Source organism: Paenibacillus sp. LPE1-1-1.1 (assembly GCF_040676435.1).
GTDB lineage: Bacteria > Bacillota > Bacilli > Paenibacillales > Paenibacillaceae > Pristimantibacillus.
Window position 1 is genome coordinate 1,261,943 of record NZ_JBEGHY010000023.1, and the last position, 16,431, is coordinate 1,278,373.

At 48.3% G+C, this 16,431-nt stretch carries 11 protein-coding genes; 3 read left to right on the forward strand and 8 right to left on the reverse strand.

The genetic code is table 11. The features are described from left to right. Positions 1 to 12 precede the first annotated feature (12 nt). Together MRBLPE1_RS22720 and MRBLPE1_RS22725 are read right to left on the reverse strand one after the other, a co-directional pair. Positions 13 to 5,460, reverse strand: a complete 5,448-nt coding sequence (locus MRBLPE1_RS22720; protein WP_364149592.1) for a LamG-like jellyroll fold domain-containing protein — start codon at positions 5,458 to 5,460, stop codon at positions 13 to 15. A 441-nt stretch (positions 5,461 to 5,901) separates the two neighbouring features. After that, positions 5,902 to 6,540 carry an ATP-dependent DNA ligase gene (locus MRBLPE1_RS22725; RefSeq protein WP_364149593.1) on the reverse strand — a complete coding sequence of 213 codons (639 nt, stop codon included), beginning with the start codon at positions 6,538 to 6,540 and terminating at the stop codon, positions 5,902 to 5,904. 132 nt (positions 6,541 to 6,672) lie between these two features. On the opposite strand from MRBLPE1_RS22725, the gene MRBLPE1_RS22730 reads away from it, so the two are divergent. Then, positions 6,673 to 6,882: an alpha/beta-type small acid-soluble spore protein gene (locus tag MRBLPE1_RS22730; protein WP_364149595.1), complete on the forward strand. Its 210-nt coding sequence runs from the start codon at positions 6,673 to 6,675 to the stop codon at positions 6,880 to 6,882. Positions 6,883 to 7,088: 206 nt separating this feature from the next. Beyond that, complete coding sequence (fabV, locus tag MRBLPE1_RS22735) at positions 7,089 to 8,279, forward strand: enoyl-ACP reductase FabV (RefSeq protein WP_364149596.1); 1,191 nt, start codon at positions 7,089 to 7,091, stop codon at positions 8,277 to 8,279. Positions 8,280 to 8,345: 66 nt separating this feature from the next. On the opposite strand, the gene MRBLPE1_RS22740 is transcribed toward fabV, so the two are convergent. After that, complete coding sequence (locus MRBLPE1_RS22740) at positions 8,346 to 8,576, reverse strand: cold-shock protein (protein ID WP_364149597.1); 231 nt, start codon at positions 8,574 to 8,576, stop codon at positions 8,346 to 8,348. Positions 8,577 to 8,643: 67 nt separating this feature from the next. Beyond that, the gene (locus MRBLPE1_RS22745) at positions 8,644 to 8,844 is read right to left on the reverse strand and encodes a cold-shock protein (RefSeq protein ID WP_053377054.1); all 201 of its coding nucleotides are present in this window, start codon (positions 8,842 to 8,844) and stop codon (positions 8,644 to 8,646) included. A gap of 291 nt (positions 8,845 to 9,135) precedes the next feature. Between MRBLPE1_RS22745 and MRBLPE1_RS22750 the strand changes: the two genes are divergently transcribed. Beyond that, the gene (locus MRBLPE1_RS22750; RefSeq protein ID WP_364149599.1) at positions 9,136 to 9,885 is read left to right on the forward strand and encodes a CAP domain-containing protein; all 750 of its coding nucleotides are present in this window, start codon (positions 9,136 to 9,138) and stop codon (positions 9,883 to 9,885) included. A 78-nt stretch (positions 9,886 to 9,963) separates the two neighbouring features. On the opposite strand, the gene hisC is transcribed toward MRBLPE1_RS22750, so the two are convergent. From hisC to MRBLPE1_RS22770, 4 genes are all read right to left on the reverse strand, one after another. Continuing rightward, the gene (hisC, locus tag MRBLPE1_RS22755) at positions 9,964 to 11,076 is read right to left on the reverse strand and encodes a histidinol-phosphate transaminase (RefSeq protein WP_364149600.1); all 1,113 of its coding nucleotides are present in this window, start codon (positions 11,074 to 11,076) and stop codon (positions 9,964 to 9,966) included. A 146-nt stretch (positions 11,077 to 11,222) separates the two neighbouring features. Next, positions 11,223 to 13,778: a beta-mannosidase gene (locus MRBLPE1_RS22760; RefSeq protein WP_364149601.1), complete on the reverse strand. Its 2,556-nt coding sequence runs from the start codon at positions 13,776 to 13,778 to the stop codon at positions 11,223 to 11,225. Between the two features lie 37 nt (positions 13,779 to 13,815). Further along, on the reverse strand, positions 13,816 to 15,291 hold the full coding sequence (locus tag MRBLPE1_RS22765) for a glycosyl hydrolase (RefSeq protein ID WP_364149603.1): 1,476 nt from the start codon (positions 15,289 to 15,291) through the stop codon (positions 13,816 to 13,818). Beyond that, positions 15,288 to 16,388: an SGNH/GDSL hydrolase family protein gene (locus tag MRBLPE1_RS22770; RefSeq protein ID WP_364149605.1), complete on the reverse strand. Its 1,101-nt coding sequence runs from the start codon at positions 16,386 to 16,388 to the stop codon at positions 15,288 to 15,290. The genes MRBLPE1_RS22765 and MRBLPE1_RS22770 overlap by 4 nt, the downstream gene beginning before the upstream one ends. Positions 16,389 to 16,431: the final 43 nt, after the last annotated feature.

Sequence of the window (16,431 nt, forward strand, 5' to 3'; positions counted from 1 at the left end):
CCATTTTTATTTTTAATTTGCGGCTCCCGCCAAAATCGACACCTCATCTGAGCTCAATGCTTTTCCATACATCCGGAATTCATCCATGGCACCGTTAAAGTTCTGATCCCAGAAGTTCCCTCCGATAAAATGCTCGTTAAAGCCCTGCGTTGTTCTGATGTCGGAATCGGCTTGGGCTGCCTGTATTCCGTTTAAATATAGCGACGTTTTCCCGCCAGGCACTACCGTCATCGCCACATGGGCCCATTCGCCGACTGGCAACGGGTTGCTGGTTGTTGCTGCAGGCTGACTGATAAACAACTGGTTTGTACCGTTCAATCCTAAATTCAAATAATAATTCAAGGGACTGTTCGCAGCCACAAACGTATCGCTAAAATATATACTCGACCAGGCTTGCGCCCAGCTTTGTGCAGCGCCGTTCCATTTCACCCATGCCGCCACCGTGTATGCTTGATCGCCAGCAATGAGATTATCCGGCAGCTTTACCGGAATATTGTCAAATGCCGAACCGCTCTCCGCCTTCAAAAATTGAGCGGCTTGATTATTTGCCGAACGGCCGGCAACATATTCTACCCGATTATTTTTGACCACTGCGTTTTTGTTGTTTCCGCTGCTGTCGTTAACGTTACCGTCAAAATCCAGCTTGATGAGCAGGCCGTCTGCTTCATCGAAGCCTGACGAAGCTTCGGTTACCGTAATCGAAGCGGTCGCTTTTTGAGTGGAATCTGAAATCGAAGCAGCAGTAATTACGGCATTCCCGGCGGATACCGCGGTCACCGTTCCGTTAGAATCAACGGCAGCTACGGTCTCGTTGCTAGAGCCCCATGTAACAGGGCGATTCGCCGTTAAAGTTACTTGCTCGCCGACTTTCAGCGATTTTGCGTCAAGATTAAGCGAAACCATGTTACCGATTGAAAAATCAGCAGCCACCTGTTGAGCCGTGAGCGCCTTGTTGTAGATTTTCAGCTCATCCACTAAGCCTTTGTAAGGCGTATCCCAATAGTTAACACCGATCCCGAATACGCCGCTTTCATTCGTAAACACGTTCGGAAAACCCGTTCCGGAAAACTTTTGGATACCGTTGACATAGACCTTGGCCGTTCCGTTATTTACGGTAAACGCGACATGCGTCCACTGACCAAGATTGATCTTCAGCCCGGCGCTGGCGTCATACCAAGCAGTCCCCGACCAAAGCATCGTATCATTATTGCCCGGACCTCTCGGTACAAGGCTGATCCAGCTTTCGTTCGTGCGGGATCCAAAGAAAGCAGCCGCAAAGTTTGTTGCCTCAGCCGGGTTCAGCCACATGGATACGGAATATACATTCCCGTTGATAATTCCGTCCGGCAGCCGTATGCCCGAACTTCCGTCCAGTACGGCCGCCGCCCCCGCAATGCCGGTCTCGTATGTGATGTTCCCGCCCATGTTATTAATACGGTTGCCAGTTATCAATCCGGCTGTCGCGCGGTCCAACGAATCGGCGAGACTACTCTCGAAAGCGTAATGCGCCAAATCGCCATCGGTTACATGGACCGTATAGGAAGCGGTATGATGTCCGTCATCCGCTGCCGCAGCCGTAATTGTAGCCGTTCCAATCGCAACTCCCGTTACCTGTCCCGTTGCTTCATCAACGGCAGCTATGCCGGAATCATCCGATGACCAAATCACCGTTTTATTCGCGGCGTTCACAGGCAGAATAGTCGTTTCTGGCGTATAATTCGTGCCCACCGCTAACATCTTCTGGGGAACCCCAAATTGAATGTCATCAACGAACACGGAAGAATCCGGCTCACCAAATGCCAGCCAACCGATTTTTTCGGCATTCAACGCCATTTCATAAATACGAACTTCATCGATCATGCCTTTATAAGGCGTATCCCAATAATTGACGCCAAGCGCAAACACGCTTTGTTTGTTGTTAAATAGGTTTGTCATGCCTGTTCCGCTATATTTTTGAACGCCATTAATATATACCTTGGTTTCACCGTTCTGAACGGTAAAAGCGACATGCGTCCATTCGCCCAAGTTTATTTTCATGCCGGTCGAGGCATCAAACCATGCCGTACCTGCCCAGAGCATCGTATTATTTGTCGCGAAATCATGGCCTCTCGGCAAGAAGCTGATCCAGCTTTCCTCCGTTTGGGCGCCGAAGAAGGCCGGGGCAAGGTTTGCTGCCTCCGCCGGATTCAGCCACATAGACACCGTATATTCATTCGTAGAAATCAAGCCGTCCGGCAAACGCACGCCTGTCGAGCCGTTTAAGCTTACCGCCTTGCCTTTTCCGTCCGTTCCTTCAACATAAGCGATTTCCCCGCCCGTATTATTAATCCGATTGCCCGTTACCTCTCCGGTATCGGACCTGTCAGCAGCTTCATTCAAATTATCCTCAAAATCGTATTGCGCAACTAATCCGTCAGCTAAAGCATCACCGCTTTGCTGCTGTACGATAACCGTAAACGTCTTGGATGCTGTCGCGCTTCCTATATGAATAGTTGCCGTTAGTAGGATCTCAGCATTTCCGTCACCCGCATCCGGACGCGTGACCGATCCGCTTGAGCTTACCACAGCAGCATTGGAAGATTCCCAAGTAATCGGCCAATTGCTAGCAGCCTTTGCGGGAAGCACGATATCCTTATACACCCGGCTCGTATCGCCAATCGTCAATATATTGGCAGCATTCGTCACCATCTCTTGATCAGAAAGCTGTTCCAGCTGGCTGCCCCACACCGAAATGCCCTCGCCCGACAAAGCGCTGAAAGCCATGGCATAAGCTTCCGAGGTAGGATCCCATTGACGGATAAATACGCCTTTGTACGTCGTTTGCACTGCTTGGTTATCAACCGTTTCATTTACGGTAAGCTTGGCAAAATAATCGTCTTCGATTTCCCATGTTCCTGTCACGGCTCCCGCAATCGTACCGTCTGCCAGAAGCTTGACATAAACAGAAGGCTTAATATCCTTCGTAATCTCTTTTCCATGGCTAATATAGTGGTAAGCGCCTACGACATCGCTTTCCGTAATTTTAGCGATCGTCTCCCCGCCGTAACGGTGCGGAGCGACTACCGGCCAGCCGTCCTGATTCAAGAACATCTGATGCACGCGAACCTCATGACCCTCCCCGCGGAACGGGAATCTGCTGTGGAAAATGTTAAACCACTTGCCTGTCGCCTCGTCATAATAGGTCGAGTTATGCCCCGCAGATACATAACCGTAGGTTGGGAAGTTTGTTTCCCCGTTGAGGTTGCTGAAAATAAAGTTGCCGAAAGCCTTCACGCCGTAGGGCGCAATGGCCGTATCCTCAAAAAATGTGCCTGCTGCTCCATGGGCATCGATCATATCCTGCCCTTTATAGTCGACATAGGGTCCGTCTGGGTTCAAGGAACGGGATATCCGCATATTGTAGCCCCCGATCGCATCCAGGCCGCCAAACGTAACGAATAAATAATAGTAGCCGTTAGACGGATTATATTGAATGTACGGAGCTTCGATCCGGCTGTGGTTTTGTCCCATTAAACGTTTGCCATGGCCTTGATTCGCTAACGGGAAGCCCGTTTCCGGATCCATTTGAAGGATGAATATGCCTCCCGAGTAAGACCCGTATACCATCCACAGCTTGCCGTCTTTATCAAAGAAGGTATCCGGGTCCACCGTATTCGGATGCTGTGTGCCGTTGTAAGCTGTACCGTCTGCACTGATGCCCTTGCCTGACTTCAGGAAAATCCCTTTATTGACGTAAGGGCCTTCAATGTTATCCGCTACCGCCACGCCCAATGCGGAAAGCGGTTGATCCCCTTTACATGCGTTGTAGTACATGTAGAACTTGCCGTCAGCCAGCTGAATAACGTCAGCAGCCCACAGCGTATCGGTTTCTGCCCATCCGAGCGCTTCAGCCAATTCTTTTTTGACATCGCTCTCTGCGCTTTTAAACAATTTATTCGTTTCGGTCACGCCGGAATCAATTAATGACCAGCTCATAAGATCCGTCGATTTGGCAGCAGCCAAATGCGATCCGAATACATAAAATGTGCCGTCAACTTTTACGACCGACGGATCATGTACGGATACGTTCTGAAAGACGGGAGCCGGCGATGCCGTCGGTGCAGGCGTAGCCGTAGGAAGCGGCGTGGCTGTCGGCACGGCCGTAGGCGCCGGCGTTTGGTTAGGAACAACCGGTGTCGAATCGCGATCCAGCTTCATTCCGTTTTGCGAATCGCTGGACACCTTCCCGCTGCCCGTAACCTTGATTTTACCGTCCGCTTGAATGACGATATCCTTGATTTCAGCAGCTTCATCAACATGCAAGGAAGCCTTCTGCTTTAAGATCATTTTGCTGATGATGCCCTTTAATACTTGGATCGACGGAGAAGTTAACGCGGAAACTTCAACCTCATCAAAATTGCCTGAAAGCGCAATCGTTGCATTGTTACCCGCTGCTTGGTCGACAATGACCTTGCTGAAGCCCGTGCCGGCCGATGACGCTTCTTCCTCTAACTTAACGCCGGATAAGACGAATACTTGGCCAACGGCAGTCGTGCCTTGCGTCAGGATCCGCAGCTTCCCGTTTTTCTTATCTACAAACATCTGCGCGATATCCGAATCGTTAACTTTAATGCTGTTCTGTCCGCCCCCGTACACCTGAATGCTGCCTTTCACGGTTACATGGTCAAGAGTGACATCCCCCTCGGCAATGCCTTCGGTTAAGTACAGATTGCCTTCGATTACCGTATCCTTCAATGTAATATTGGCTTTGTTGATGATCATGTTTTTGCTTTTAAGGCCGGTATACGTTCCCTCTTGGGTCAATATCTCACCCGAGATGTTATTCACAAGCCGAAGCGCCTCCGCTCTTGTGATTTTATTGGCAGGCCTAAAGGTATGGTCGTCATAGCCTGTAATATATCCTTCGCTTACAAAGGATTCGACGGCCTCCTTGCTCCATGCCGGCAGGCCAGCTGTATCGGTAAGTACGATCTCATTTGTCCCTGACTCTTTCATTTGGAAGGCTCTAAATAAAATAACGGCAGCCTCCTGGCGGGTTATCGGCGCGTTCGGCCGAATGGTTCCGTCACTGTAGCCGGATAAATAACCTGCTGCAACCGCTTTCTTTACTTCCGTATAAAATGAGCTGGATGAGGCAAGATCAGAGAAAGATACCTCTTTTTCCTCCACGAAATTAAAAAGCCGATTGATCAGCGTCATAAACTCCGCACGGCTAATCGCTTGATTTGGCTTAAAATTCCCGTCTCCATAGCCTTTAATCAACTGCTTCTCATACCAGGAATTAAAATCTTTTTCCGCCCAGTGGCCATGTATATCCGACTTTATGATATTTTTCAATGTATTCTCTTTGATGGCAAGCTCGGATTCCGCGCTCCCGCCTGCAGCCATAACGAGCTGGCCTGGGACTAGCATGACAGCTGTGAGGGCCATTGCGACCCATTTGTTCAATGATTTATTCACTTCTTATAACCCCTTTCGTCTCCAATTAGCGTTGATAATTCTTATAAGTCTTTAAATCGTAAATCCTTTCTCTCTCTCCCACCTCATTTCACTGTGCCGAATGTTAAATAAGCGCTTTCATTTGTATCAAAAAAAATTTCAGTCTTACTAATAAGCTGAACATTAATAGCAACGATGAAAATATAATTATTAACCGATTACTAATAATGTTAACGATTATATTGTAACGACACCGCCTGCATAACGTCAATAGATAAATCTCAAAAAAACATCCGAAACTTAGCAGCATTAACTGATTTACCAGCATTCTCATGAGGGTTCATATTCTCAGAAACAGAAAAAAGGACCCGTTCGGCAAAAGCCGGCAGGATCCTTTTCAAGTCGTATCCTCGTTATTAATAGGATAAGAATAAATTAATATTTCCATTAACAAATTATGGGCTATGAAACAAAAAAGCTTTCCCTATTTGCATTCATTGCTAAGTTTTTATATTCCGCATTCATTACCTTAAGCCAGCTGTCCCTGCGGCCTTCGGAGTAAATACTATCCTTTCGTTTGCAAGCAACGCCCTCTAAATCGGAGTTTTTCACAAGCTCGTACAAAGCCGAGCCTTCCCGCTCGACATACAGCATCTTTTTGAAATAAGCATTGTCCTCCAAAATATAGCTAAGCAGCTGCTTGCGCTCGAGCAGCGGATGCTGTCTTAGATCCACGCCGTTGTAATATAAAAGGTCAAACACAAAAAATAATACGGGCATCGAACGTTTTGCATCACGGATTCTCGGTTCTTTTTTCATACGGTAGCGTTCTTGAAGGGTATGGAACTCAAAAGCACCCGTAACTGGATTTACATAAGCCACCTCGCCGTCGAACAAAACATCGGCTGGCTCTCGCAAAGGTACATTATGTAACTCAGGATATTGCCTGGTAACTTCATTGCTATGCCTGGTATATAGTTTCGGCTTGCCCCCAATAAAGGATAGCTGCAAACGGTGTCCGTCAATGATCGGCTCAAACAGATAATTGTCGTCGTCAAAAGGCTTACCGTGCTCGGTTAAAAGCATAGGCTTCACAAACATACCGGCACCTCCTTCCGTGTATCCATTTTAGCATGAACCTACTCCGAAAATCGGCGGTAAATTCAGGTGGATATGGTGAATAATCTCCTGGTTGCTTATGCATAATAATCTCAAGAAGGAGGCTGAGAAAAGATGGCAAACCGGACAAATCAACTTCTTGTACCCCAAGCGCGCGCAGCGCTGGAGCAGCTTAAATTTGAAGCTGCCCAAGAGCTTGGCATTCAACTTCCGCAAGACGGCTACTACGGCAATATGACTACGCGCGACATGGGCTCCATCGGCGGATTGATTACTCGCCGGCTCGTACAAATGGCAGAGCAGCAGATCTCAGGTCGTCGATAATTTCCGCATAAATAAGCGCCAAGAGAGCAAAAATGCTGTCTTGGCGCTTATTTGTTTATGGCAAATCAAATGATTCCAAGCAAATAAATGCTATTGCTGCAGGCCAAGAACTTCCCTTCTGCGGCAAAAGTCGGTAAAATGGGATAGAGTTGTCCCGTTACATAACGCATCATTGCAAATTCCATTAAAGAAAGGAATATTCTAATATGATTATTCAACCGAAAACACGCGGTTTCATTTGCACGACTGCTCATCCGGAGGGCTGCGCCCAACAGGTGCAGCGCCAAATTGATTACGTTAACGCGCAGCCGAGCATCACAGGGCCCCGCAACGTATTAGTAATCGGCGCCTCGACAGGCTACGGCCTTGCTTCACGTATCGTTTCCTCTTTCGCAGCTGGCGCTAACACGATTGGCGTCTACTTCGATAAAGCTGCTGAAGGCGCCCGTACTGCTTCTGCCGGCTGGTACAATTCCGCGGCATTTGAGGAAGCTGCCGCTGCTGCGGGCCGCAAATCCTTCAGCATCGTGGGAGATGCCTTCTCCGATGAGATCAAAGCAAAAACGATTGACCTGATTCGCACAGAGCTCGGTCAAATCGACCTTGTCGTGTACAGCGTCGCCTCCCCACGCCGTACGCATCCAAAAACGGGCGAGACCTTCTCATCCGTCATTAAACCGCTTGGCGGCACATATACGAACAAAACCGTTAACTTCCACAGCGGAGAGGTATCGCAAGCTACGATCGAGCCTGCAACCGAGGACGAACTTCGCCAGACGATTGCCGTTATGGGCGGCGAGGATTGGCAAATGTGGATCGATGAGCTGGAACAAGCGGGCGCGCTTGCTGAAGGCGCAACGACCGTTGCCTATTCCTATATCGGACCCGAAATTACGCATGCGGTATACCGTGAAGGGACGATCGGCGCCGCGAAAAATGATTTGGAAGCAACCGCTAAGCGCTTGAATGAGCAGCTCAGCACAAACGGCGGCCGCGCCTTCGTATCCGTCAACAAAGCACTGGTGACACAATCCAGCTCGGCTATTCCCGTTGTGCCGCTCTACATCTCCGCGCTTTACAAAGTGATGAAGGAAAAAGGCATTCACGAGGGCTGTATCGAGCAAATGTACCGTCTCTTCTCCGAGCGTCTGTACGGAAAGAACGAAACGCTCGTCGATGAAAAAGGGTTGATCCGTGTCGATGATTGGGAAATGAGACCAGAGATTCAGGCGGAGGTAGCGGAGGTTTGGGCTAAGCTTTCTACCGAAAATGTGTATGACCTCTCCGATCTTGAAGGTTACCGCAGGGAATTTTTCCAGCTGTTCGGCTTTGAAACCGACGGCATTGATTATGAAGCAGACGTTAATCCGGAAGTAAATATCACAAACCTACGTTAAAAATGAAAAAGGCCGTTGTATCGGATTTCCGAAACAACGGCCTTTTTGCTGTTTTTCATGATGTGCTTAGGAAATTAATTTACCAGGTTTTAGAGACTTCATGTCTTTATTCGAATTGTTTAACGAGATAAGCATCTTCTCGCTTCTGACCATGGCTGAATGACACTGAAAGCACGCAGGCACATGATCGAATGCAAAGTCATCGCGTATCCAGCCTGTACAGCTTTCGTTCTCGCAAGTCCAGATGATTGTGTTTTCTTGAGGATGATCTTCTAACGATTTTCTGCGAAAATACATTGATTAATCCTCCTTTGTAATAAAAAAGAGCCCTTAACAAGTGTTAAGGGCTCTCGAACTGTAAATACTACAGTTTTACAACGTTTTCTGCTTGTGGTCCACGGTTGCCTTGAGTTACGTTGAACTCAACGCGTTGACCTTCGTCAAGGGATTTGAAGCCTTCGCCTTGAATAGCGGAGAAATGAACGAATACGTCATTGCCGCCTTCTACTTCGATAAAACCAAAACCTTTTTCTGCGTTAAACCATTTCACTGTACCTTGTTCCATTATAAAAACCTCCAATAATTTTTTTAACATGTTTTTTCCAGAAAAACTAAAAATCACACATTGAGAAAAGTATCATTATACAAATGACAACCCTTTTCAATATGTGAATTCTATGTGAATTCAAGGTTAAAATTTGTTGTTTGTATTGATAATATACCATAGGCTTTTGGAATAAGCAAGTGATCAAGCAAAATCCATAAACATTTATTTTTACACGGGATAACAGCTAAGGTGTCGGGAGATTATAAAAGGCGTGGCAAGCACTTATCCTAATAACCGAGGTGTCCTTAAATGAAAAAGTACATTGCAATCGCGGCATTATTAGTTGTGACAGGCTGTTCGGCCGCCGATACGACTCCCAACACCGTGCACAAACAAAATGCCCTTGATTACAATCGAATCAAAACGCCAGTAGTTACCGCTGCGCCTCTAATTACTCGTGCTTCATCCATCACTACGCCGAATGCGGCAAAACCGTTATCATCGATGAGAGGTTCGCAATTCACTTTCCCGGATTGGATTTTTGGCGATATTCAAGTCCAAAATCCAGCAACGCGGTATCCGGTCGTTCAGCAGCCGCCGGCACAGAACCCAAATACGCAAAACCCTACAACTCAGAAACCGGCTCCTCAAAATCCGGCTAATCCAAATCCGGGCGGACAAAACGCTGCCGTCGGCGATTTCGAAAAACAGGTTCTCCAGCTCGTCAATGCCGAGCGGTCCAAAGCAGGCTTAGGAGCGTTAAGCATGGATGGCCCGCTTGCGAATATGGCTATGGTTAAGGCAAAGGATATGGCTAACAACAATTACTTTGACCATAATTCGCCGACTTACGGTTCCCCTTTCGATATGATGAAGCAATTTGGCATTACTTACAGCTATGCTGGCGAAAATATCGCCAAAGGTCAGCCGACTGCAGAGCGTGTCATGAGCGATTGGATGAACAGCCCGGGGCATAGAGCTAACATTTTGAACAATAGCTTCTCAAAAATCGGTGTCGCTCATTTTAACGGCTCATGGGTACAAGAATTTACCGGCTAAACAAATGTTAATAACGCAAGAAGCTGCATGGTAATCAAAGCAGCCTGTTCAGGATTTTTCCCGGACAGGCTGCTCTTTTTAAGCTATGGCTTCCAAAATATCGTTTAGCGCAGAAAGGAAATATTCATTCTCTTCGGGCGTTCCGATCGTAATCCGCAAATGCTGCGGCAATCCCCATGTTTTTCCGTGCCGGACGATAATGCCTCTAGCCATTAATTCTTCATAAATAATTTCCGACTTCTCCCCTGCTTCCATAAGCACAAAATTGCTCATGCTCTCCGTATAGCTGATGCCCATCGTATCAAAAGCCTTATACAATCGCTCCCGCTCCGTAAAAACAAGCGTTTGTGACCGCCGCACATGCTCTTCGTCACCCACCGCCGCTGCAGCCGCCGTTTGTGCCAATGCGTTAACGTTAAACGGCTCCTTAACCTTCAAAATGCTTTGGATGATCGTTCGCTGTGAAATACCGAAACCGATCCGTACGCCAGCTAGACCGTATATTTTGGAAAAGGTTTTTAATACAAGCAGCGGATAGCCTGCCCGGACAAATTCAATTCCGTCGGAATATTCTTCGGCTGTAACATAGTGACTGTATGCGGCATCTAGCACAACAAGCACCCGCTTGGGAAGCGAGTCGAGAATATGCTTCAGCTCCGTTTTCGGCAAAAAAGTACCCGTCGGATTGTTGGGCGAGCATAGATATACTATTTTTGTACGATCCGTCACGGCTGCCAGGATCGCCTCCGAATCGTATTGAAAGTCCGTTTTTAATGGCGCAACGACAATTTTGGCATTCATGATTTGAGCGCCGAATGCATATTCGCTAAATGTCGGGCTAGGGACGATAATTTCATCATCGGCATCCAAAAACGCTTCTGAAACGAGAGTGATGAGCTCATCTCCGCCATTCGTAACCAAAACTTGCTCCGGGCTTAGGTCATAATGAAGCGCAAGGGTTTGTTTTAAATCCAAGGTTTGAGCATCCGGATACCGGTGAAGCTCCGTTAACGCAGCCTGCATTGCCACTATGGCCTTGGGAGAAGGTCCCAATGGATTTTCATTGGAAGCAAGCTTGATTACCCGCTCCAAGCCCAGCTCGCGCTGCACCTCCCATATCGGCTTCCCGGGCGAGTACGGCTTTAGCTGCTCGATTGCTTTACGTGCGCGAACCTCGATATTCTCTTGCATAAATAGGATCACCTTCATCAACAGAATAAAAACCTTTATCACTATGATACATTAATCCTTTGTCGCGGTAAAGTCCTGATGTTATTTGCCATACATACAAATACAAAAGAGGCCCATCCTATATTGGGCCCCTTTTGCATGAAATTCTATACCGTTTCGTTACGAGCCAAAAAATCAATCATGGAACGAGCCTGTACCTTGCCGGCAGCAGTTGGTTTCCCTGCGGCTTCGCCTTCATTTCGGTGCGTGAACTGTACCGTCTTCGCCACACCCGGTATAAGATCAAAGAAGTTGTCTGAGAACTTGCCCTCATGTTCCGCTGTGACCCATACCTGCTTGGCGAGGGCATCCGCAGCAAACGTAAAGGCAGTGCCGTTGCTGCCCTCAACTTCCGTGATGCTAATGACACTGTCCGTTAGCTTCTGGTCTTTCGCTTTTGCGAAATAATAAGTCTTGTTATCCGTGAGCAGGCCGTTTTGCACGAGCTCAGCATACAACACAACGCTGCCTGCTTCGTATCCGTACAGCCATTCCTGCTCGTTGATCGAGCTGACTACGGCTGCATGATTGCCATCCATGGAAACAAGTGCGGAAGTTTCCTTAATAAGTGCGCCGGCAAAATCATAAAGCCTTAGGCTAAGCTCCCCTTTAATCGGCGTCAGCAAATCGGTAACCAAGTGTACGTTCACCAATCCGTCATCCGTGCGGTCAAATGAAAGCATCGTATCGGCGAAGCTTCTTTTCGCATAATATTGCATGGCTTTCCACTTGCCGTAATAATCCATGCCCGCCCAGGAAGCAACCGGCCAGCAATCGTTCATCTGCCAATATAGCGTCCCCATGCAATAAGGCATGTTGCGGCGATGGGCTTCAATGGCCATTTTCATCGCTTCCGCTTGCAGAACTTGGCTCATATAAAGAAATGCAGGGAAATCCTTCGGCTGATTCATGTAAATATCCATGTATTCTTTAATAAGCCGGTTTCCGTCGCCGTTCTTCTGATGGGCGCGCATCACTTTCGAATCCAGCGCCAAATCCTGCTCGGTAGCAAAGGTCATTACCGTATCGTATTCAGGGAAGGATTGAAAGCCGTATTCGCTCATGAAACGTCCGACTTTTACATTGTAATTCTCAAATGGCTCAACCGCGTGCCAAACACCCCAATAATGAATATCTCCTTCTGCGGAGAGCGGGTGGGCATGCTGATTAATGTCGCCCGTCAACGAGATAAGAGGCGATGACGGCCAATATTGCGTGCCGGGCGCAAATGCCGCAACCGCTTCAGGCAAGATGTCATGGAACACGGCTTCGTAATCAGACCAGATGACTTTACGCTGCTCCTTTGTATATTCCTTCTTCCAGCCCCAGCCGCCGTCTTCATCGTATTCGGCCCATGCCGAATCGATCTCGTTATTGCCGCACCAAAGCACGATAGAAGGATGATTGCGGAGACGCTTTACGTTCTCGATGGCTTCAAGCCGAACATTTTCCAAAAAGGCTTCGTCGCCCGGATACATGCTGCAAGCAAACATGAAGTCCTGCCATACCATGATGCCGTACTCGTCGCACAGCTCATAGAATACCGATTGCTCGTAGATCCCGCCGCCCCAAACGCGCAGCATATTCATGTTTGATTCTGCTGCCGCAGCGATTTCATGCCTGTAGCGTTCATCGGTCACATCCGTTATAAAGCTGTCATTTGGAATATGGTTCGCGCCCTTAGCGAAGACAGGCACGCCGTTCAGCTCGAAATAGAAGCTGGCACCCTTCTCATCTTTGTCGCGTACTAAGCGGACGGAACGCAAGCCGGTGCGAACGGATTTCGCCGCGACAGCCTTTTCTTCCTTGACCAGCTCTGCCGTAAAGGTATACCTATGGGCCTCGCCCAGCCCTCTGCTCCACCAAAGCTTGGGCTGCTCAATAACCGCCTTCACTTCTACAATGCTGCTTCCTTGCTCCAAAGCAGCCTCCTGCTCCCAAACTTGCCCGTCCGCGCTAATTTTTACGGTTCCGCTCCATGATTCCTCGGACTCGATTTCCACGCTGACAGATAAGCTGGCTTGCGCTGCAGTTACGCTGTCCTGCAGGACATGCACGTCTACGATCCTGCTCTCGGACCAGCCTACCAGTCTAGCTTCGCGCCAAATGCCGCTCGTAACAAATCTCGGACCCCAATCCCAGCCGTAATGATAAGGCGCTTTTCGTGCAAAAATACTAATCTTCTGCGCGCCTAATCCGCCCAGCTCGGATTGATCGTTTGAAGCCGGCAAATTATAACCCAGCTTATCGATCTTCGGCAGATCCTCCTGCACGGGCGAACGGAATTTAATCCTTAAATGATTATTTGCAGCCGTCACGATCGATTTAACGTCGGCTTTCCATGTTCTGAACATATTATCGGCTGAAAGCACATGCTGACCGTTCAAATAGACATCGGCATACGTGTCTAATCCGTCGAATACGAGCTCTAATGCAGAAGCTTGCAGCAGCTCCCCAGCGACGTCAAATTGTGTTTCATATTCCCAGTCTATTTTGTCGATCCATTGCAAATCATGCTCGTTCGTTGCATAAAAAGGATCCTTGATAATGCCATTCCGCAGTAAGTCCGTATGTACGCAGCCCGGAACGGCCGCCTCCATCCATTCCTTTTCCTGACAAGCTTTAAATTTCCAATTATCCAGCACTAGTTGTGTTTCTCTCATTTTGTCCTCCTAAAAATATGTGTCTTCCTATCGCTTATCAATCTTCTTTATCTGCTTCTTTTTTCATTCCGAATAAGTCTGGCAATTCATCCAGCGTAGTGACCTCTGGATGGTTATAAATTTTCTTTAATAGATCTTGGCTGTTATGCTTTCCATCGGTTAGATATTCATCTTGCCAGGTCACGAACCAGCTCCAGTTCGCGCCATAGGCCTTCATTAAGTCCGGGTCAGGAATAGAACCGTTTTCAGTTAAAGCGACCAGCTTTTTGTCCTTTACTAGAGCTGCGAGGTTCTCATAATGATTAATGACCGGTGAATGATCTCCCGGGGCAGGATAGCTGTCTACGCTTACGATATCCACGACATCATCTCCCGGATACCATTCGGGCAGCACAGAATTCCAAATCCAAATGAGATTGTTCAATTCATGCTTGTTAACCAAACGGTCGTATACGATTCGGTACAGCTGCTTGGCAGGTTCCGGCCCCCTTGCTCCCCACCAGAACCATCCCCCCTCTGCTTCGTGCAGCGGCCTGAACAGTACCGGGATATGGGCATTCCTCAATCGCTTGAGCTGCTCGGCGATCACATCGATATCGGAGATCAGAAGCTGATAGGGTTCCGATTCGGGATCGTCCAAAGCTTTTTCCAAATCAAAGGTTACGGAATCCGCATAGAAACCCCGCCACCACTCTTTTCCCGTCTCGTCAATCAGGCCGGAAGGAGCGTTCCAATGCCACAAAAAGGTCGTAATGCCTCCCTGCTTATGCCAGCCAATTGCTTTTTCCACTTCATACGATACTGCTCCGTGCTCCGCTCTGGTGGGGGAATAATCGATAAGATCAAAGCCGACAATGGCAGGCTTCTTGCCGGTAACCTTGTCAATCCAGGAAACGTTATCGAGCCCGGTTTGACCCGATAACATCGACTTGCCATAGTTTTTCACCAAATATTTCATTAGTTTTTTCGCTTCTGCAGAAGCGTTCGGATTAACTAATTGATCGGTGACCTGATGTTTGACTTCAGGCTTCGTTTTCTGCAGCTTGATATAGTCGATATCAAAATAACCCCAGCCGCGAGTCAAGCTAATCGTATTAGAACCTTCTCTCAAAAGCATTTTCCCTGCTTTGAGCTCCGTGAATTTTCCAATTGGCTGTAAAACCAATTCTCCATGCGGCTCGTCATTTAAGGTGAGACCAGCCACTTTATTTCCATTTGGAGCACGGTAGCTCACCCACATATTGTATAATGCCGTTCTGGGCACTTCAACCTGCATCGTTAACTGGTCCTGCTCATTGGTAAAATCGGTGACAAATCCAGTGCCGGAGAATCCCTCTGCTTCTTGAGAAACCACGGTTCCCGTAAGCTGCCCAGCCTCCCCCTCATAGAGCAAAACGGGCTCTTGCTTCTTTTGCGGAGCAGGAAGCCCTAACGCTGCAGCTGTGCCTAACAGCGCTATACCTGCAGCGACCGTGATGCCGATTACGATTCGCTTGTTCTTCACAGCGGTCACTTTATTATCCCTACCTTCGCGAGACGAAAGTTGGCGCCTGTACAATCGGGGCGGTTGCCATGAATCACCTCAAGCTCGAAGCGGTGCTGGCCAAGAGTCCATTCATCTCCGAAAAAGCTAAGGAGATACCAGCCGTCGTCTCCAACCCATGACGGCCTTTCCCGCTCCGTCAATTGCCATTCCCCATCGTTCATTCGATATCGGAATTCTGCGGAGCTTCTTCCAAAATCGAACCCAAGCACGAGGCCTCTGCCCTCAAACGAGAAGGAAAGCTTTGCCCCGACTGCCGATGTCTCAAGCACTTGATCGATCCATTCCAGATGCGGCCATCTCCGAATCGTCCAAGGACCATTCGTTCGGATATGCTCGAAAGGCAGTGCAGAAACCTTATCCCAGCACAGGACATCAAGCGGCACCGGTAGCAGGCGCGAAACCTGGTCAGCCTGTGTGGCGTGTTTTCCTTCCGATAATTCCTTCGCGAGAAAGGAAATGACGCTTTGACCATAGCTCAAGCTGCCTCTGCTCGTCGGATGAAGTCCGTCGGGCAGCCATTCTTCAAAGCGGAGCTTGCCTTTCCTCACTTCCTTCAGAGCATATAACCCCATCCATATCGAGCCGATTTGATAATGTTCGGCTAAACGTTCGAATTCGCTAATCGTATCCGGCACCAAGCCATCCTGAATCGAGACGTACATGCTCTGTGAATACGTGTATACAATTACAACATCGCGATGACCATCAGCAAGCAGCTGTCTGATCAGTCCCTCTCTCGAACGGTTGCGCTTCGAAGTAGGCTCGCCTTCATCATTAACCGCATATTCGATAAAAACCAAATCGCAACGGGTATCGATTAAGTCCCGCTTGGCGCGAAAGACGGCTAAATCGCTGCCCGTTGCTCCGATTGCCGCATTTTCGACCGTCATGCGCGTTTCAGGAAATTCCTCCGTGAGCCAGGCAATGACCGGCTCCGGCCAGTTGTGGCGCGGCCTTGCATCGGTGATCGAGCCGCCGATAAAACCCACTGTTAAGCTTCCCTCTAGGATTCTTCTCCGCGTGTGATGCAGCTTGCTCCTGTGATTCCATATCGACAAAGTCATCAATGACAAACTCCTCAAGAAGTATTAGTCCTTACCGTACCAT

Coding starts and splice junctions, on each gene's coding strand:
- MRBLPE1_RS22740 (WP_364149597.1), bottom strand. CDS start 8,576: ATGTATTTTCGCAGAAAATCGTTAGAAGATCATCCTCAAGAAAACACA.
- MRBLPE1_RS22760 (WP_364149601.1), bottom strand. CDS start 13,778: ATGAGAGAAACACAACTAGTGCTGGATAATTGGAAATTTAAAGCTTGT.
- MRBLPE1_RS22730 (WP_364149595.1), top strand. CDS start 6,673: ATGGCAAACCGGACAAATCAACTTCTTGTACCCCAAGCGCGCGCAGCG.
- fabV (WP_364149596.1), top strand. CDS start 7,089: ATGATTATTCAACCGAAAACACGCGGTTTCATTTGCACGACTGCTCAT.
- MRBLPE1_RS22770 (WP_364149605.1), bottom strand. CDS start 16,388: ATGACTTTGTCGATATGGAATCACAGGAGCAAGCTGCATCACACGCGG.
- MRBLPE1_RS22725 (WP_364149593.1), bottom strand. CDS start 6,540: ATGTTTGTGAAGCCTATGCTTTTAACCGAGCACGGTAAGCCTTTTGAC.
- MRBLPE1_RS22745 (WP_053377054.1), bottom strand. CDS start 8,844: ATGGAACAAGGTACAGTGAAATGGTTTAACGCAGAAAAAGGTTTTGGT.
- MRBLPE1_RS22750 (WP_364149599.1), top strand. CDS start 9,136: ATGAAAAAGTACATTGCAATCGCGGCATTATTAGTTGTGACAGGCTGT.
- hisC (WP_364149600.1), bottom strand. CDS start 11,076: ATGCAAGAGAATATCGAGGTTCGCGCACGTAAAGCAATCGAGCAGCTA.